This is a genomic window from Pedobacter rhodius, assembly GCF_027213645.1.
GTDB classification, from domain to species: Bacteria; Bacteroidota; Bacteroidia; order Sphingobacteriales; family Sphingobacteriaceae; genus Pedobacter; species Pedobacter rhodius.
In genome coordinates, this window is record NZ_JAPWGL010000006.1 from 13775 (window position 1) to 31959 (window position 18185).

An 18185-nucleotide genomic window follows, 5' to 3' on the forward strand; every position below is an offset into this window, starting at 1 on the left:
CTGAATACTCAAGATCTGATATGAAACCATTTTTACAGGAAGTTGCCGAAGATTTAGTTGCCAGATTTGGAAATCAGCTGGAAAATTGCGCTATTGTGTTCAATAATAAAAGACCGGCTGCGTATTTACAAAAGCATTTTGCAGATATTATTGGTAAGCCTTTTTTCAGTCCGTCGTTTTTTACCATTCAGGAGTTCTTTGCCTGCTCTACAAGTTATAAAATTGCCGATTTTTATTTGCAGTTTTTCACTTTGCACCGAATATATAATCAACTATTGGCAGAAGAAAAACTGGAAACAATTTCCAGTCATAAGTTTTTTCCTTTGGCTAAAATTATTTTGAGTGATTTTAACCAGGTAGATGCTGATTTAGTTGACGCTGAAAGGCTGTATCGAGATTTGGAAGACATCTCCGTTATCAACCAGGATTTTGATTATTTAAGCCCGGAGCAATATCAGTTTCTTGCTCAATTCTGGACTTCCTATTCAGAAGGAAAACATAAAAAGCAGCAGGAATTATTTATCAAAATGTGGCGAAGGATGCCCAAGCTGTATCATAAATTTCACTCAACGCTGAAAGAACAAGGTTATTTAACCAATGGTTCAGTTTACCGCCATTTGGCAGATGATATAACAAGTCATCAGGAATTCATCTCCAATTTTGATAAAGGGAAAATTATTTTTGTAGGTTTTAATGCGTTGAGCAGTGCCGAGGCCAAAATATTTACGCAGTTACAGGAAACGGGTAAAGCGTTGTTCTACTTTGATGCAGACAGTTACTATTTAGATGATGCTTCGCAGGAAGCCGGACTGTTTCTAAGAAAAAACTTAGATGTGCTTGGCCTTAAAAATGAATTCGCCGAACAGGTGAGTTTAATGAAAACCGGTAAGCACGATGTTAATGTTTTTAAGGTTCAGGGGCAATCTGCACAGGCAAAAATCCTGAATAACATTTTAGAAGAGGATTACATAAATGCTGAAGCTGTCGGCAAAACGGTTGTGGTTTTAGCCGATGAAAGTTTACTGATCCCAACTTTACAAACCATCCCGACAACTTTCAACGGCAACGCAATAGACCTTAATGTAACAATGGGTTATGCCTTATCCACCTCCGCTATTTTCGGGTTGGTGGATTTGTGGCTGACCAGCCAACTGGAGATTTTACAAGCTGATAAAGTAACTTATAAAAATGTTGAGGCTTTTCTTACACACCCGCTAACAGGATTAACACAAAGAATGCGTGATAAAATTCTGACGGCCTTGCTTGAAGAGAACCAGGTTGAAATTGACCATAACCGCCTGATAAGGCAAAGTGGTTTGTTCGAAGTTTTTTATGAAAAAATTGAAAGCCCTAAATCGGTAGTCACTAACCTGCTGGCGGTTTTAGACTTTGTTTTAACAAGGTTATCGAATGCAAAAACGCTTAAGAAAATAGATGCAGAACTTTTTGTAAAAACCATTCAGGAATTAAACCGATTACACGATACTTTTAGCAATCACATCAGCAAAGAGGAAATTCCATTTATAATTTACCTGGTCCAGAAATCTTTACAATCCATTGCAGTTCCGCTTTCCGGCGATCCGTTAAATGGTATTCAGGTAATGGGTTTACTCGAAACCAGAAACCTCAATTTCGATAAGGTTGTTATCCTCGGCTTCAATGAGGGTATTATTCCGAAATCATCCATCGGAAACAGTTTTATTCCCGATTCAATACGCAGGGTTTACGGTTTACCTGTTCTGGAAAATCTTGATGCCATTTCATCTTACATGGTTTACCGTTTAATGCAACGGGCGGAAAACATCAATTTGGTTTACAATAGTTTAACAGATGAGTCTACATCGGGCGAAGCCAGCAGGATTTTAAAGCAACTGGAATATGAAAGCGGTTTCAATTTTACGTACAATGAGCTAAACCCGGATGTCAAAACAGAGCCATTCAAAGAAGTTCAAATCGAAAAAACAGATAATGCATTTATTCAGGAAACCTTGCAGAAGTACCTGGATAAAAAGAAAATTTTGTCTCCTTCCGCTTTAACGCAATACATCTCCAACCCGATTGATTTTTTCTTCAATTATATTGCCGGAATTAAAGAGCCAAAAGAAATCAGTGCAGTTGTAGAGGCCAATGAAATCGGTTCAATTTTGCATAAAGTAATGGAATATTTCTATACAGATTTAAAAAAAGCAGAAATTACCGAAGAACGCATTACAGCGCAACGAAAGAAAGTTCCTCAAATGATTCAGAAAGCTTTTAATACGGTCATGTTCAAACATCCTGATTTGGTGATGGAGTATAAAGGCATGCAAAAAGTGATTCTCGCCATTGTGGATGCTTATGTAAATATCATTCTCAACCAGGATATTTCGCAAACACCTTTTACGATTATTAGTCTGGAACAAAAAGTAGAAGCTGAAATTAGTTTCCCGCTTAACGGGAAAGAAGAAAGTATTAAAATCTTCGGCTTTATCGACAGGGTTGATGTTAAAGACGGTATTACAAAAATTATTGATTATAAGACTGGAAGTGATAAGTTAGCTTTTAAAGACATTGATGAACTCTTCAATTCAGATGGGAAACATATTAATAAAGCCCTGATTCAAACCTTGCTCTATACGTATGCTTACGAACAATTTTCGGGTAAAACTTGTGTGGAACCAAATTTGTATATCGTTAAAACCATGAACGATGCAACTTTGGGTGGCGTATGGTTTAAATCCAACCGGCAGGTTTTAAGAGGCGATTTCCTTGAAGAAATTAAACCTTTGTTTTTAACCAGGCTTAAAGAAAAACTAGCAGAACTTTTTGGTGCACCATATTTTAAAGCCAGCGAAATTCCGGATAATTACAAATATTCGATTTATAAAACGCTGTTTGGGAAGTAGCTTGTCGCTGTTCTAACCGCAAAGAATTGAAGAAAGGCGCAAAGAACGCTAAGCTTCGATGCTATATTAACCACAGAGCGCATAAAGAAATGCACCGGGAACATCGCGTTGTTGTCCGAAATATAAAATCTCTCTTTTCGCTTTGTGAAAATCTTATTGTTATCCGTGGTGAAATAAAAACTTTTCCTTCTTTGCGAAGAACTTTGCGCGCTTTGCGGTTAATCTTTTTGGAAAGTGAGTTGCAGCGCATATGCAGGTAAATAAATCAACAATCTCTGTTTTCTCTGTGAAAATCTTAGTGTTCTCCGTGGTAAATAAAAAATTGCCTTCTTTGCAAAAAACTTTGTGCGCTTTGCGGTTAATCTTTTAAATTTAAAAATGCTAATCCTCAATTTCACCAAATTTCCTGTTTTAGAAACCGAACGCCTGATACTTCGTGAACACGCCCTTTCAGACGCCGAAAATATATATGCGCTGCGCACCAACGAAATGGTCATGAAATATATAAACCGTGAACGACCAAAAGATTTAGCAGACGTTAAAACATTCGTTACCACATTTAACGAGGGATTTGAAAATGGCGACAACCTGGCCTGGGTAATTGCCCTGAAAGAAAACCCCGCACATATGATTGGCTCCGTAGGTTACTGGCGGACTGATTATGCAAACCACAGGGCAGAAATCGGTTACATGTTACATCCCGATTATTGGCGTAAAGGCATTATTTCCGAAGCTTTAAAAAGAACAATAGATTTTGGTTTTGAAGATATGAACCTGCATACCATTAAGGCAAATATTAATGTCGAAAATGATGCATCACGGCAAATGCTTATTAAACATGGTTTTGTTAAAGAAGCACATTTCAGACAGGATTATTATTTCAGAGGACAATTTTTAGACAGCGAGATTTACGGATTACTGAACCCAAATCATTAAACCAATCCATAATTTTTTTATATTTGACTATGTACCGTTTAGATAGAACAGTATTTAAGGCCCAAACAGCAGAAGAGGCTTCAAAATCTCACGCAGAATATTATCGTACATTAACCTGGTAAGAAAGATTACGCATTGCAGACTATTTAAACAGTATCGCATACAATTACCCTGAAGCTAATCCACCAAAAATGGATAACTCTGTATTTTCAGTTTGAAGCAGAAAGTAGGTTCGTTTTTTGATTAGCAATCTTGATACTTGATACTAAAATCTTGAAACTATTAACATGTTCAAAACTGCAGTTCCAATTTTAGCCTCCTTAAATACAGAAGAAACTGTAAAATTCTATACTGAAAAACTAGGTTTCACCTTTCATTCGGATTGGGATGGCTATCTGATTTTCAGCAGAGATGGAATGGATTTACATTTCTGGACTACTGACAATCCTGATTACCCGAAAAATACAGGTTGCTACATTAAAGTTACCGAGGTTGATAAACTTTATGCAGAATATAAAGTACATAACATCATCCATCCTGAAGGCGCATTGAAAGATATGCCATGGGAAATGCGGCAGTTTTCAATTTTTTACAACAATGGAAATATTATCCATTTTGGAGAAGATATTTCGGAAACTTCATAAACTGTAGTACAAAAACAACCTCAATTCGTGCATTGCGAAATATTATTTTAACCCATTACAGATAAGTTTGAAAATAATGGATAAAAGTCTGTAAAATCCTGCATAATTAACCATAATTATTACAAAATACAGGCCTTATTCCCTTTGGTTTCAAAGCGATTAATAATTATATTTGCCACCGTTATTAAAATTTACAATGAGAGAAATCCAATTTAGAGAAGCACTACGCGAAGCTATGCAAGAAGAAATGCGTAAAGATGACCGCGTTTTTTTATTAGGTGAAGAAGTAGCAGAATATAACGGAGCTTACAAAGTGAGTCAAGGTATGCTTGAAGAATTTGGAGCTAAACGCATTATCGATACGCCGATTGCAGAGTTAGGTTTCGCAGGTATTGCAACCGGTGCTGCAACAGCAGGCCTTATTCCAATTGTGGAATTCATGACTTTCAACTTCTCATTGGTAGCCATCGACCAGATTATTAATGGTGCTGCTAAAATTTTATCAATGAGCGGTGGTCAGTTCTCTTGCCCTATGGTTTTCCGCGGGCCAACCGGTAATGCTGGCCAGTTAGGTGCGCAACACTCTCAAAACTTCGAAAACTGGTATGCAAATACGCCGGGTTTAAAAGTCGTTGTTCCAGCAACACCTTATGATGCAAAAGGTTTATTAAAACAATCTATCCTGGATCCGGATCCGGTTATTTTCATGGAATCTGAAGTGATGTATGGTGATAAAGGCGATGTTCCTGCAGAAGAATATTACATCGAAATAGGTAAAGCAAAGGTAACCAAAGAAGGTACTGATGTAACCATTGTAACTTTCGGTAAAATGTTAACCCGTGTGGTAAACCCTGCTGTAGAAGAATTAACCAAAGAAGGGATTAATGTGGAGGTTATTGATTTACGTACGGTTCGTCCTATCGATTATGCAACAATTATCGAGTCGGTTAAGAAAACAAACCGTTTAGTCGTTGTTGAAGAAGCATGGCCATTGGCATCACTTTCAGGTGAAATTGCTTTTATGGTTCAAAAACAGGCTTTCGATTATTTAGATGCTCCGGTTCTGCGTATTACCTGTGCCGATGTTCCGCTTCCATATTCGCCAACTTTAATTGCGGCCAGCTTACCAAATGCTGAAAAAGTAATTAAAGCGGTTAAAGAAGTAATGTATGTTAAAAAATAAAAAATTGTCATTCTGAGCGTAGCGAAGAATCTCATTAGATACAAATCCTCCAAAGCCATTTGGGGGATTTTTTTTGCCTGATTTTTACCACCTAGGACACCTTAGAAGGCTTAAATGCTCTTATATGGTAAAATAATTAAAATCAATATTCAGTATTTTTTTATTTTAAAAAATTATCTTCATTTCTGTCTGGTTTATTTCACTGAAAACCTGTGTAAAAAACTCCAATTAGTTTTCTGCTCAAACCTTAAAATCGAATGATAATTTTTATCTTCCACAAAATTGTGTTTTATGTCAGAAAACTACCTAGCCAAAAAAACATTCGATAAAGAAGATTACACCTTAAGCGCACTTGCAAAAGCAGAATATGAAAACTGTAAATTCATTAACTGTAATTTTTTAAACTCCGATTTAAGTGGCTTAAAATTTCTCGGTTGTATATTTGTTTCATATAATTTAAGTTTAGCAACATTAACTAAAACATCGTTTAATGACATCAATTTTATCGGCTGCAAAATGCTTGGCCTTCGTTTTGAAAACTGTAATGACTTCGGCCTGTCTTTCAATTTCGACAACTGCAAATTAGATCATTCCTCATTTTATAAGTTGAAGCTTAAAAAAATCAGTTTTAAAAACGTGCAGCTGCACGAAGTTGATTTTTCGGAAGTGATTTGACCAATTCGGTATTTGATAACTGTGATTTACTAAGCGCAACCTTCGATGGAACGATTTTAGAAAAAACCGATTTCAGAACAGCATACAATTATTCCATTGATCCGGATAATAACCGCATCAAAAAAGCAAGATTCTCCAAAGCTGGTTTAGCTGGTTTGCTACACAAATACGACATTCAAATCAGCGAACAATAATTTGCTTTTTTATTTTCATATCAATATTTGACGCTATGGAAAAAACAGAACCTAAAACTATCGACGAATATATTGCGCTATTTCCTGCAAAAACACAGAAAATTTTACAGCAGGTTCGTGAAACTATTCATGAAGCCGTACCAAACGCAATAGAAGTGATTAGCTATAAAATGCCTGCATTTAAACAAAATGGTGTGCTGGTTTATTTCGCTGCTTATGAAAAACATATTGGTTTTTATCCGACCAGTTCAGGCATTGAAGCTTTTCGACATGAATTCACTGATTATAAATGGAGTAAGGGTGCTGTTCAATTTCCCATAAACCATCCAATGCCGCTGGATTTAATAACCAGAATTACCAAGTTTAAAGCCGGTATAGATTTGGAAAAAATTACGAAGAAATAAAAGCATTTTCGCTTAAATGCTTATGTAGCCTTCTAAATTGAATGGGTTGTTAAAGCTTTAAAAATTTTCCCTGCCATTTTAAAATCTAAAGAAAGTGTCTTTCCCACCCACTTTTCCGCCAAAATTTTGAATGTTATAAGTGAAAGTTAATAGTGCATACCGGCCCAAATTATTATATCGAGTATCGCGTATTGAGTTCTCGGTAATGGATACATATCGTCTTATATTTGTATTGAGTATATCATTTACAGAAAATTTGAGTTGTGCCCTGTCATTTTTCATGAAAAGATACGTAAGACTGGCATTCCAGATTTGGATTTTGTTATTAAATCCAGCAACGGTTTGTGTGTTGTAATTGATACGATAAGTTGTTTCCCAAACCAGTTTTTTCGGTAAACGTAAAATAAGCTCACTATCGCTTAAATGGGTAAAATAATTTATGTTAGTGAAATAACTATCGTCATACCGACTATTATTTATTCCCAAATTATAGCGGGTTGATATTTCCAGCTTGTCGTTAAGGTTAATTTTACCACTAACACTCGGACTAAAGTTTAAAATCTTTGCATAACTGCGAACATCATTTACCTGAACAAGATTACGGGTAAAATTTGTATAGAAACCTGTACCTAAAGTTATTTGCCTTTTATCCTTTTTTATATCCTTGCTGAAATTTAACCCGGCGTTCAATCTTATAATTCCATCCACATTTATCGGTGTTGATGTTTGTAATCCATTTGATGAAATTATTCTTGACATTATCACCGCGTTGTTATCAATACTGGCATTACCGTAAGCATTATAGTTTAAGGTATGTTCTACATCGTACTTATAAAGGTTTAAATAAACCTGATGCGTTTTGGTAGGCAACAAATTCGGGTTTCCATTTTGAACATATAAAGGATTGGTATTATTGGCTACAGGCTGAATATAACTTAAATCAGGCTCCCGGAAGCTCGGCGTATAATCAATGCTGAAATCTTTATAACGAATGTTCGCAGATGGCGCGAAGAAGGTAAAATTCTGACCAAATGATGGAAAGCTTGTAAAGCTGTTTTCTAAATTTATTGTGTTAAAAACCAATCCTGGCTGTATGGTAAGAAACTTATTTGCCTTCCATTTTAGCGATGCACGGTTATTGGTTTTATAGCCTTCCTGATTTACCGTTTGGGAAAGTGTTGACACTGCAATATCATAGGCCTGATTTGTGGGGTCTTTATAAAAGGTTGCCAGAGCATTCTCGTTATCCAGGTAATTTGCATTTGTTGCGACGGTTAAACTCAGTTTTTTTGAAAGTGTCCGGGTGAAGTTTACGCTTAGGTAAACACCCTGATTTTTAATGTTATTGTCTCTTAACTGGTCTAATATCTGAGTCGAATTAGGATTATAAAAATTACTAATTGTATTGTTATAGTAGTCGACAAAATTATCCTTTTTGGTTAAGTTTAAGGTCGTATTTAAACTGCCTCTATTTTTTCTGAAATCTCTCCAATAATTTGTAGAAAGCTGGTATTCGAAGTTATCTCCAATGGTTCTTGATTGATTATAGCCATTATTTAATTCAATTTCATTTACATTGCGTGTTCTGGTAAGCAGTAAACCATTATTTCTTGTGCTGTTAATGGTTACCGAAGGTGAGATAGTAAGTTCATTCAGACTATCTAACTTAAAATTTCCCCGGCCACCCAAATTATGACTATATATTTTATTTAGTTGATTTTGATTTGTAGATGACAGTAAATCTCCGGTTCCAAGACTTTGTCTGCTATCGCTAAGCGTAATGTTTTCCTGGTCGCTTAAACCAAAGAAATACTTTAAGTTTAGTTTAGCACCTTTTTTGGTTAAAGTATTAAAATTTAAACCTCCGCCGGCCGATTTCTGAATGCCGCTAGCGGCGCCACCGAAACTGATGCCATTAAGTGCGTAACCACCATCACTATTAACCATCATCGAATTCACGCCGGTTCTTTGCATACCGCCGATCCTCATAATATCGCTTATCGAGAATCCAGGTTTGTTTACATTATTTCCATAACCCAAAATGCTTACCTGAGTAGTATCTCTAAAGAAATTCATAATTCCACCGGCCTCAAAGCGGCCATTTGGAATTCCACCGCCACCGTATAGTTTGCCAAAAGCACCTTGCTTAATGGCTTTTTTTAGTTTCAGGTTAATTACCTGAGGCGTGTTAACGGCAAGTAAATCAGGATCGGCGCGTTTTGCTTCTTTATCATCCATCACCTGTATTTTATCAATAATATTGGCAGGCAAATTCTTCGTCGCTATTTGTTGGTCGCCGCCAAAGAATTCTTTTCCATCGACCAATATTTTGCTTACCGTTTTGCCGTTAACCTGAATCGAACCGTCGGCAGCAATGGCTACTCCCGGTAATTTTTTCAATAAATCTTCTACCACGGCCGATGGCAGGGTTTTAAAAGATTCGGCGTTAAATTCTATCGTATCTTTCCGAACAATAACCGGAGGCCGTTCAGCTACAATGTTAACTTCATTTAAATCATTGGCCCTGGTAGAGAGATATATGGAACCTAAATTTATTGAAGGATTTGCTGCCGTTAATTCCACTTCTTTACGGTGGGTTGCATATTGCCAGGCTGTAATAACCAATCTGTATTTTATGCCTGTTTGCAGGTTATTGATTTTGAAAATGCCTTTATCATCCGATAATTTATAGGTTATTAATACGCTATCGCCAGCTTTATACACTGAAACAGTTGAGTAATTTAAGGTGGTTTTATGATTGGCGCTATCGGCTAATATACCCGTAATACTGCCGCTTTTCTGAGCGAATATTACAATTGAAATCAGTAAAAAAGATAGGGATAATAATAGTCTCTTCATATTAAGTTTGTTAGGCCTGCAATTGTATTATTTGGTTTAGTTATTTTTTTAAAAAAGTGACGAAAGCTTTAAAAAATGTGATAGGTTAAAAACAATCCCTAATTACTTTCAAGACAAACTTTAATTTAAAATGTTGCATCAGTCAGAAATCAACTAAATTTTTAGGTGAAAATAGCTTGTCGGAAATGTATTTGCAAGTACAAAACAAGAAAATTACAATTGGAACTAAAAAACTCCTCTTCAGCCCGCTGAAGAGGAGTTAATGTTTTAAAAGATTACAACTAGTGCAAATCGTTATAGTTTACAATTTTAACATCCGGATTTTTTGCTAAAATTTCTTCCATCCAAACGGCGTGTGCTGCGCCAACACCAACAATAACCCGCTTTGCTTTTCTTGCATTTGCCTGCTCCACGATATTTTTGCACATGCCTTCATTTCTCAGCATCCACTGTGCTACCATTTGTTTTACGGCTTCAGTTGGGAAACCGGCATATCCATAAAATTTACGGCCGCCATAAAAATTCCATGCTTCAATTAAGGCTCCGTATTTGGCCGTATTCATTCCTGCATATTCATCTGTATTAAATTGTTTGGCTTCTTCCGGATCATACTTCCAATATTTACGAATTGCTGCCATTGTCTGCCCTTCTGCAGACAGGGAATCTGCTTTGCCTTTAGCTGCTAAAATGTTAAATAAAGAATCTGTTTTAGCCCAGGCAATGCTCCAGGGCTTATCATAAGTCTGACAATCCATATTATAGATTTGATTTTGACCAAGCTGATAAATTAAGGGAAAATATATCTTATTGTATTCGCTTCCTGGTCTGATAACACCTATTTTCTTTAATGAATCTGAACTTCCAAACATTTTGGCGTATTCCGCTTTTTCTTCCTGACCAAATTTATCTTTCATGTAATTTTCCAGTACGAACATTTGATAATCAAAATTTCCCCGATCCCATTTTTTAGCGTATTCTACTGCTAAATTCATTCTGGTTTTGTGGTAATATGGAAATGATGCTAAAGCCTTTTGGTTCTTCCTGATTAGAGCTGAGCTGTTTTTATGGGTTTCCGGATTTAGCCTGTTAATGTAATCGACCTTGTTTTTAAAGGCTTTTTTTGCCCAGTTATCATCTTCCAGCCTGGCGTAATCTTCTGCAGGTAAATATTCGCCGAAGACCATATCGGGCTTAAAGTTTTTTAGCTTGTCGATAACTGCCTGAAAATTTTGTTTTGATTTCGAATTGTCGTGGCTCGAGGCAACGATTACAATTTCGATTTGATTTTGAGCATTAGTTTTTACCGCAAGGGCGATTAAAATAAAAAATGCGAGGCTTAGTTTTTGTATGGCTTTCATAATGAATCTTGTTTTTGATTTGTTGATTCAAAGATGCTGAGACGATGTAAATGGCTATATTTAATTATCCGAAAGGGTTAAAATATTATCCCAACTGATTTATTAAGGAATAATTGCCTTCATCAGGTAAACCGAGGTGTTTGCATACAATTTTGAGGTTTTCATCCTGAAATTGCCTATTCCATTATTTTTTTATTAAAAGAAACTATGAGTTTAAACAAATTCTGATATGCTGTAAGTGGAAGTGTATCAGGCTTATCAAAAGTGTCATGATAGGCAGTAATTCCGCCCTGAGTGTACATGAAGAATGCCGGAACGCCTTTTTCCGTGAAGAAATAATGATCGCTGTTTGCAGCTTTTCCCCTTGAATTGATTTTTGAAATCAATTTTTGTTCTGCATTAATTTTATTTAGGACGGCAAATGCTTTCGGGTAAACACTGGCGTTAACAACGGTCATTCCGCTTTCACCGGTACCTACCAAATCGAGATTGATCAGTAATTTAATTTTGCTCAACGAAACCAACGGATTTTCTACAAAATATTTAGAACCAATCAAACCGGCCTCTTCACCTGCAAAACAAATAAAACCGACTGAACAGGGCTGCGGATTGGCCGCATAGTACTGCGCCAGGCTTAATAACGTTGCAACACCTGCGGCATTATCATTTGCACCCGGAAAGTAGGTATCGGCACCCATACCGCCTAGATGATCATAGTGAGCGGTTATCATTAATATAGAATCAGGATATTTAGTCCCTTTTACGATGCCACAAATGTTTGATGCTTTGAAACTGTTAATAAATTTACTTTCAATAGCAACATTAATTGTTTTGGGTATTTCGGTAAAGGTCTTTTTATTTATTTCAATTTTCGTTACGCCGGAAACTTCGGAAGCAACCGACCAGGTTAATTTATCTTTTAAAATTAACTGAAGGTCTTGACCGCCTGTATAGTTAGCAGAATCTATTTTGTCGAGTTTTACATTCTTTTTTAACGATGGACTTTCGTTGTTGACGATAAAATCTTTACCCGGAACCAGTTTCTTTCTGTTAATTTCTACCAGCATTTTACCAGGAAAGGTATTTACAGGGTAATTAAATGTTTGTTTATAGTTTTCGCCAACAGGTGACAAACCCAATCTCTTGTATTCAGAAGATATAAAATCAGCAGCTTTCGCCATACCCTCTTTTGTATAGCCTCTTCCCCAAAATGTTTTGGAGGTTAAGGTATTTACCATTTTTCGAACGTAAGTTGAGTCTTGTGCGAAGCAAAAAGAGCTGGAGAAAACAATATATAACATCAACAAATTTTTCATGGCTGTAATTTAAAAATGTTGAATTGATTTTTATAGATTTTTAATTCTAATCCCTGGACTATGGGGACACAGGCCGTGAGATAAAAGATCTATGAGGGCAGATTTTGCAATAAACGATTGAATCGTTTGACTATTTATGCACCCGTTAAAAACGAGTGCAAGCTTTATAAAATTAATGATAATAACAGGAGGTTGTCATCTGATAGAAAGACAGGATTAACTGAAAATAATAATCCACAAAATGCTCGATGAATAGCAATTACAGCTATTAAATATCAACCATTAACGATAAAATAATGCTCTATTTTATCAGATAAGGTTGTATGGCTGCCTTAACTTTTTCTTTGTTTTCAGATGCAGACCATTTTTCTTTAATCGATTGATCCCCGAGCGCAAAGAGTGTTTCATAAAGCAATTTGCCCTTGGCCGTGGTTTTTATTTTGAAAGTGTCGCCAGCGTTCATAACCTCTGCCCAAACATCACGGACATCTGCCCAATACGTATTCTGAATAGTCCACCATTTTTGGGCATAAGTAAACTTTGTAGAGTCTGTCTTTGTAAATTCTTCATAACCTTTTTCTACAGCAATTAATTTATCACCTGCAGGTGTACGAAGTATTTTTTTATTGTCCTGCTCTAACATCCAGCCGTTTGGCGTAATGGTAATTCTGCTGCCACGATTTAAAACATTATAATCTTTGCGAACAGTAGACTCTCTTCTCGGAAGTGGCGAATCTGTTTCGCTCGACCATGCATCGTGACCGCCTACATGGCTCCAGGTGCCATAACCCTGGTAACGTGGGCTATCATCAACCTGGTAAACTTTTTGAGTCCATTTGCCTTTGACATCTGCAGCAGTTAAATTACCTTTTTTCCAGGCGTTATCTTGTGTGTAAAGTATAATGTTCGTGTCTTCGTATGTCCAATCCTGGCGCCAATGCTTAATTACTGTTGAATCATCAATGGCTAACATATGTTGAATAACAATTCTCCTGGGCTCATCGACAACAATTTCTGCCCATTCATTACCATGGCTTCTGTAAGGTTTGCTAAACTGATAATCGGGATTTGGAGATGTGATTTCGGCGTAATTGAAATTTACTTTATAGAAATCGGCAAGCGATTTAATTGCTTTTCTATCTTGCTCTAATTTATCCTGAGCATTGGTACTAATCGTAAAAAGGCCGCTTAATACCAGGATTAAGTTTAAAATTTTCATCTGTTTAAAATTGTTTTTATGGTGATGGAGCTACCATGGTTTCATATTATTCGATTTACTTTCATTCCATAATTTTAGCTTTCAGCGACTGCACGATTTTTCTTCTTTTTCTTTTTACCCCACCAGATAATAAAACCGGTAATGGGTAGGCTCGCAGCAATAAAACTGGCAAAGAAGGCCATTATTTTTCCTGGTAAACCTAATATCGCGCCAACGTGGATATCGTAATTCATTCCTATTACGGCTTCACCGGCATTTTTATCTGCCTGATTCTTGCGACTTAAAAATTTGCCTGAATATTGATCAAATTGTATTACATCAAAATTCCAGTAGGTTTCATCACCAGGATAGCCGGTTGCATATATTACCCCATCGCCTTTACCGGAAGCCGGCGACATGCCGATTCGTGCTTTGTCTTTAAATTTTTGTTTTGCCTGTTCAAAAGCAACATCAAAAGGAACAGCGGAAATGGTTTTAGTAGAATCTGATTTTGCTACATCGCGTTTTGGTGGCGTAATACTTCTTGAGGCCACAACATAAACAGTTGTTTGAAACCATTTAAATGCCCAAACCATCCCGGTTAAAGCCAGCATTAAACAAATGGTCATCACGTAAAATCCTAAAACATTATGTAAATCATAATTAACACGCTTAAATTTTGCTTTCCATTTTACCTTAAAACTTTTATCAAAATTGGATTTCTTAAGATTTTTAGGCCACCACATTATTATGCCCGAAATGAGCAGGAAAACGAAGATAAAAGTAGCCCAGCCAGTAATTTGTTGCCCGATTGGATGATTAATCAGGAAACTCCAGTGCAGCATTTTAATTATTGAAAAGAATTCATACTTATAATCAGAAACCATAGTGGCCCTACCTGTATAAGGATTGATGTGAACGATATCATAATGTTCTACAGCATCAAGATACCAGAATGCTGTTTGGTCGCCGGCTTTGTATGAGCCAAATTCCCAAGCCCTGTCCGGTGCCTTATAAGTAGTTATAAATGTGATTTTTTTTGTGCCCCCTAAAAGCTTTTCCGCATTAGCCTTTAGCGTACTTAATGGCAGCGTTTGTTGTTTCGCCGGAACCTCAACAAAGAATTCTTTTTTATGGATGAACTCGGTGATCTCATGCTGAAAGGCATAAATACAGCCGGTTATACCCAAGTGGAAAACAACAAGGCCCGATGCAATGCCAAGCCATAGGTGTAACCAGTCGCTGATTCTTCTTAACCGCGATTTTTTTTGTTTTTTCTGAACAGGTTTTATTGGTGCCATTAAGCTTATTTAATAAAAGAACCAATTGGCCGTTTTAGCAACCAATTGGCAATAAGAATACATTAAAAATGACTACTTGATTTCAGTAGTGTAGGTTACTAGGTGCCAGACTTTTTCATAGTCTTGGCCATTCAGTTTTCCTGATGTTTTATTTTCTGTAAAGGCTTCAAAAAAGTAATTTCCTTTTTGCTCAGGCTTGAAAGTAAACTTTCCTTCTGCATCGGTTTCGGTTGGTTCTGTTTTTCTTTCAGGGTTTACAAGCGTTAACTTTTGTTTTGCAAAAGGGGCGTTATTATATATGACCTGATGTGTTGATGATTCGCCTACTTTTGAAATGTGTTTGTCAGGCCTGATGGTTAAAGCGGCACCGTTAGGAAAAACTGAATTTACTTTTGAGTTTCCAACCCTTACATCTGCAAATGCATAATATTCTATCTTAGCTTTTTCATACACTGCGGCAATTTCATGTACAACAGATACTTTGTAAGTGCCATTTTGGTCGGGTGTAAAACTGGCTTTATAAAAAAGTATGTCAGGCGAAGCCGTTAAAATTTTAGTTGTGCCATTCGGGGCAGTTAAAATCAACTTAAATTCCTTTAAATTACTAAACCATTTAGCTGTAGAATCTGGTTCATTATGCTCATACTCTCCAAAAAAGATTTTTACTTCCTGGGCTTGTCCTTTCTTTCCATTTACTGATGTTTCTATCCATAATGCATGTGCAAAAGAACTCGTAATGCTAAATGCTAAAAGAAAGAGTGTTAGTGATAATTTAATTTTCATAATATTTCGGTTCAGGTAAAAACCTGCAGGTCTGTCTGACAAGGCCTGCAGGTATATGATTAAAATTTATACGCTACGCTTAGTCTGTAATTTCTCGGTGCTTCTGCCTGATAGTAATAGGCATTTAACCATTGATAATAAGAGCCACTGAATAAATATTTATTAAGGATGTTAAAGGCATTCCCGGTAATTTTGAATTTTTGACGTTCGTAAAATAAACCGCCATCCAGTTTAAAATAGTTTGGTAACTTTTGTAAACCAACGCTCCAGGTATCGGTTGCACGACCGGCCAGATAAGTAAAGCCTCCGGAGATTCCCGAACCTTTAAGTGGCCCTTGTTGCAAGGTGTAGGTTAACCACGCATTTGATACATGCCTGGCGAAACCCGGAATGACATCGCCAACATTAATGCCGGCAACGCCTGGTGTCACTTCAGTTACTTTAGCATCTGTATAGGCATAATTTGCAATTAATGTTAAACCATCTGTAATTTTGCCTCTTAAATCAAACTCAATACCCTGCGCTCTTTTTTCGCCTAATACAACGCTAAAATTCTGACCGGGTGTATTTGTTGGATCTGCTGTTAACTCATTTTGTTTAAATATTCTGTAAGCCGAAAGGGTCGTGTTCCATTTTCCGTCAAACCAGTCCTTTTTAATTCCAATCTCATTATTAGTTCCCGTAATCGGTTCAACTTTTCCACCATTTCTGATTAAGCCGCTTTGTGGGGTAAAGGCTTCATCATAAACCGCATAAATTGCTGTATTTTTATCGATTGATACGCTTAAGCCAACCCTGGGTGTAACGTGTTTTGCCTTATCAGGCGAACCGCCCCAAGCCGATTGGCTTACGTAAGTGTAGCGGCCTGCCAGTGTTAAACGAACTTTGTTATTAAAAAACCCTAATTCATCCTGGGCATAGGCACTAAGGTATTTTGAATCCATTAAACCACCTGCATTAATTGCCCGTTGTGCCAACGGTGTAATCCGGTCGAAATTTGGATAGCCGTTTGAAGGAAAACCATAATCAGGATTATTTAAATCGAAAGGTGAAGTCGGCAGATCCAGATTATGAGATTGGCCCCAGTCTGCGATATAATTTTTCTTTCCACCATCAAATCCCGCTAAAATACGGTGATTAATGCCGCCTGTTTTCAACTGTCCGTTAATAAATAACTGCGCAAGTTTCATACTGCTTTCGGCATCCCATATGCTAACACTTCTGATAACAGTATTATTTGCATTTACTGCAGATGGCCAGGAACTTGTGCCAACCTGATTGTATTTGAAATAAGCGGCCTGAGCAGTTAGTTTCCAGTTATCATCAAAGTTATGTTGCAGGTTTAAAAATAAACTTTGATCGTTAATGCGTGTTGCCGGTAATCCGGGCTGTGTTAAAGTAAGTTCTCTTGGAAAAGCGGCATATCCCTTAGGAGAGAAAATATAATAAGAACCAACCTCCGTCATTTTAGCATTCTGGAAAGTATATTCTGCCGTTAATTTAGTTTTATTTGTAATTTGATAACTTAATACCGGCGCAAAGCTATAACGGTCATTTTGTTCGTAAGGACGGAATGAGCCTTTGTTCTGCACAGCGGCATTTAACCTTAATAACAATTTACCATCACTGGTTAATTTATGGTCGAAATCTACTGTTGTTCTATATAAGTCGAAACTGCCGAGGGTAAAGGAAACTTCACCTCTGTTAAAGCCTGTAGGCTTTTTAGTTACGACGTTGTACATGCCGCTTGGATCGCCATTGCCTAACATAAAACCGGCCGGACCTTTTACAAATTCAATGTGATCAACAAAACTCATGTCTTCTGTTAACGGCCCCCAATAGGATGAAACGACATTAAATCCATTACGCATGGCCTGGATTTGAGAACCACGCATGGTAATGTTTGTATACATATCACCCCAATGTTCTACCCTTACGGCACCACTCACATTTCTGATTAAACCATCACTCATACTAATAATTTGCTGGTCTTTGATGGCCTGACCTGTAACGGTCTGAATATTTTGCGGCGCTTCTAAAAGCGGCTCGTTTAATCTTAACGAGGCCGACGGGAGACTTATTTTATATCTGTTGTTTTTACCTGCAACAGTTACTTCTTCGAGTGCCTGATCATTTTCCGATAAAACGAAATCTATCATTTTAATTTCGCCGGCTACAACTGTTATTGATTTTTCTGAAGCATTAATCCCTACCGCCGAAGCTTTAATTGTATATGTTCCAGGTTTAACACGGTTAATGATAAATTTACCATTATCATCTGTTAGGGTTCCATGGGCATTACCTTTTAGCCCCACTGAAATGTAAGCCGCCGGTTTGCCGTTAGACGTTGTAATCGTACCTTTTATTGTTGCAAATTGTTGCGCAAAAGCCATCAAATTCATTATCAACATCCCTGCTGTTAAAGAAAAGAGTCTTATTTTATTCATTA

General features: G+C 36.9%; 14 protein-coding genes. 7 read left to right on the plus strand and 7 right to left on the minus strand.

Annotated elements, in window-relative coordinates; all coding sequences use genetic code 11:
• Positions 1 to 20 precede the first annotated feature (20 nt).
• The 7 genes from O0931_RS18320 to O0931_RS18350 all read left to right on the plus strand — a co-directional run bounded on the left by O0931_RS18320 (position 21) and on the right by O0931_RS18350 (position 6921).
• Positions 21 to 2885, plus strand: coding sequence for a PD-(D/E)XK nuclease family protein (locus O0931_RS18320; RefSeq protein WP_269416936.1), 2865 nt, complete (start codon positions 21 to 23; stop codon positions 2883 to 2885).
• A 378-nt stretch (positions 2886 to 3263) separates the two neighbouring features.
• Positions 3264 to 3821 carry a GNAT family N-acetyltransferase gene (locus O0931_RS18325; protein ID WP_269416937.1) on the plus strand — a complete coding sequence of 186 codons (558 nt, stop codon included), beginning with the start codon at positions 3264 to 3266 and terminating at the stop codon, positions 3819 to 3821.
• A gap of 287 nt (positions 3822 to 4108) precedes the next feature.
• Positions 4109 to 4465: a bleomycin resistance protein gene (locus O0931_RS18330; protein WP_269416938.1), complete on the plus strand. Its 357-nt coding sequence runs from the start codon at positions 4109 to 4111 to the stop codon at positions 4463 to 4465.
• Between the two features lie 196 nt (positions 4466 to 4661).
• Complete coding sequence (locus O0931_RS18335) at positions 4662 to 5648, plus strand: pyruvate dehydrogenase complex E1 component subunit beta (protein WP_269416939.1); 987 nt, start codon at positions 4662 to 4664, stop codon at positions 5646 to 5648.
• Between the two features lie 291 nt (positions 5649 to 5939).
• Complete coding sequence (locus tag O0931_RS18340; RefSeq protein WP_269416940.1) at positions 5940 to 6323, plus strand: pentapeptide repeat-containing protein; 384 nt, start codon at positions 5940 to 5942, stop codon at positions 6321 to 6323.
• Complete coding sequence (locus O0931_RS18345; RefSeq protein ID WP_269416941.1) at positions 6320 to 6517, plus strand: pentapeptide repeat-containing protein; 198 nt, start codon at positions 6320 to 6322, stop codon at positions 6515 to 6517. The genes O0931_RS18340 and O0931_RS18345 overlap by 4 nt, the downstream gene beginning before the upstream one ends.
• 35 nt (positions 6518 to 6552) lie before the next feature.
• Complete coding sequence (locus O0931_RS18350) at positions 6553 to 6921, plus strand: iron chaperone (RefSeq protein WP_269416942.1); 369 nt, start codon at positions 6553 to 6555, stop codon at positions 6919 to 6921.
• Positions 6922 to 6999: 78 nt separating this feature from the next.
• Here the strand turns inward: O0931_RS18350 and O0931_RS18355 are convergent, their stop codons facing one another.
• The 7 genes from O0931_RS18355 to O0931_RS18385 form a co-directional block, all read right to left on the minus strand.
• On the minus strand, positions 7000 to 9780 hold the full coding sequence (locus O0931_RS18355) for an outer membrane beta-barrel protein (protein ID WP_269416943.1): 2781 nt from the start codon (positions 9778 to 9780) through the stop codon (positions 7000 to 7002).
• Between the two features lie 281 nt (positions 9781 to 10061).
• Complete coding sequence (locus O0931_RS18360) at positions 10062 to 11138, minus strand: DUF5694 domain-containing protein (protein ID WP_269416944.1); 1077 nt, start codon at positions 11136 to 11138, stop codon at positions 10062 to 10064.
• A gap of 176 nt (positions 11139 to 11314) precedes the next feature.
• The gene (locus O0931_RS18365) at positions 11315 to 12454 is read right to left on the minus strand and encodes a M28 family metallopeptidase (RefSeq protein WP_269416945.1); all 1140 of its coding nucleotides are present in this window, start codon (positions 12452 to 12454) and stop codon (positions 11315 to 11317) included.
• Between the two features lie 301 nt (positions 12455 to 12755).
• The gene (locus O0931_RS18370; protein WP_269416946.1) at positions 12756 to 13673 is read right to left on the minus strand and encodes a DUF6607 family protein; all 918 of its coding nucleotides are present in this window, start codon (positions 13671 to 13673) and stop codon (positions 12756 to 12758) included.
• Positions 13674 to 13747: 74 nt separating this feature from the next.
• A complete protein-coding gene (locus tag O0931_RS18375; RefSeq protein WP_269416947.1) occupies positions 13748 to 14953 on the minus strand; it encodes a PepSY-associated TM helix domain-containing protein in 1206 nt (401 codons plus the stop codon).
• A gap of 72 nt (positions 14954 to 15025) precedes the next feature.
• Entirely contained in the window at positions 15026 to 15736 is a 711-nt protein-coding gene (locus O0931_RS18380; protein WP_269416948.1) for a DUF4198 domain-containing protein, read from the minus strand.
• A 59-nt stretch (positions 15737 to 15795) separates the two neighbouring features.
• On the minus strand, positions 15796 to 18183 hold the full coding sequence (locus O0931_RS18385) for a TonB-dependent receptor (RefSeq protein ID WP_269416949.1): 2388 nt from the start codon (positions 18181 to 18183) through the stop codon (positions 15796 to 15798).
• Between the last annotated feature and the right edge of the window lie 2 nt (positions 18184 to 18185).

Excerpts from the sequence above, each read along its gene's own strand:
- O0931_RS18350 (WP_269416942.1), top strand. The coding sequence starts at position 6,553 with ATGGAAAAAACAGAACCTAAAACTATCGACGAATATATTGCGCTATTT.
- O0931_RS18355 (WP_269416943.1), bottom strand. The coding sequence starts at position 9,780 with ATGAAGAGACTATTATTATCCCTATCTTTTTTACTGATTTCAATTGTA.
- O0931_RS18340 (WP_269416940.1), top strand. The coding sequence starts at position 5,940 with ATGTCAGAAAACTACCTAGCCAAAAAAACATTCGATAAAGAAGATTAC.
- O0931_RS18330 (WP_269416938.1), top strand. The coding sequence starts at position 4,109 with ATGTTCAAAACTGCAGTTCCAATTTTAGCCTCCTTAAATACAGAAGAA.
- O0931_RS18360 (WP_269416944.1), bottom strand. The coding sequence starts at position 11,138 with ATGAAAGCCATACAAAAACTAAGCCTCGCATTTTTTATTTTAATCGCC.
- O0931_RS18385 (WP_269416949.1), bottom strand. The coding sequence starts at position 18,183 with ATGAATAAAATAAGACTCTTTTCTTTAACAGCAGGGATGTTGATAATG.
- O0931_RS18320 (WP_269416936.1), top strand. The coding sequence starts at position 21 with ATGAAACCATTTTTACAGGAAGTTGCCGAAGATTTAGTTGCCAGATTT.
- O0931_RS18375 (WP_269416947.1), bottom strand. The coding sequence starts at position 14,953 with ATGGCACCAATAAAACCTGTTCAGAAAAAACAAAAAAAATCGCGGTTA.
- O0931_RS18370 (WP_269416946.1), bottom strand. The coding sequence starts at position 13,673 with ATGAAAATTTTAAACTTAATCCTGGTATTAAGCGGCCTTTTTACGATT.
- O0931_RS18335 (WP_269416939.1), top strand. The coding sequence starts at position 4,662 with ATGAGAGAAATCCAATTTAGAGAAGCACTACGCGAAGCTATGCAAGAA.
- O0931_RS18325 (WP_269416937.1), top strand. The coding sequence starts at position 3,264 with ATGCTAATCCTCAATTTCACCAAATTTCCTGTTTTAGAAACCGAACGC.
- O0931_RS18365 (WP_269416945.1), bottom strand. The coding sequence starts at position 12,454 with ATGAAAAATTTGTTGATGTTATATATTGTTTTCTCCAGCTCTTTTTGC.
- O0931_RS18380 (WP_269416948.1), bottom strand. The coding sequence starts at position 15,736 with ATGAAAATTAAATTATCACTAACACTCTTTCTTTTAGCATTTAGCATT.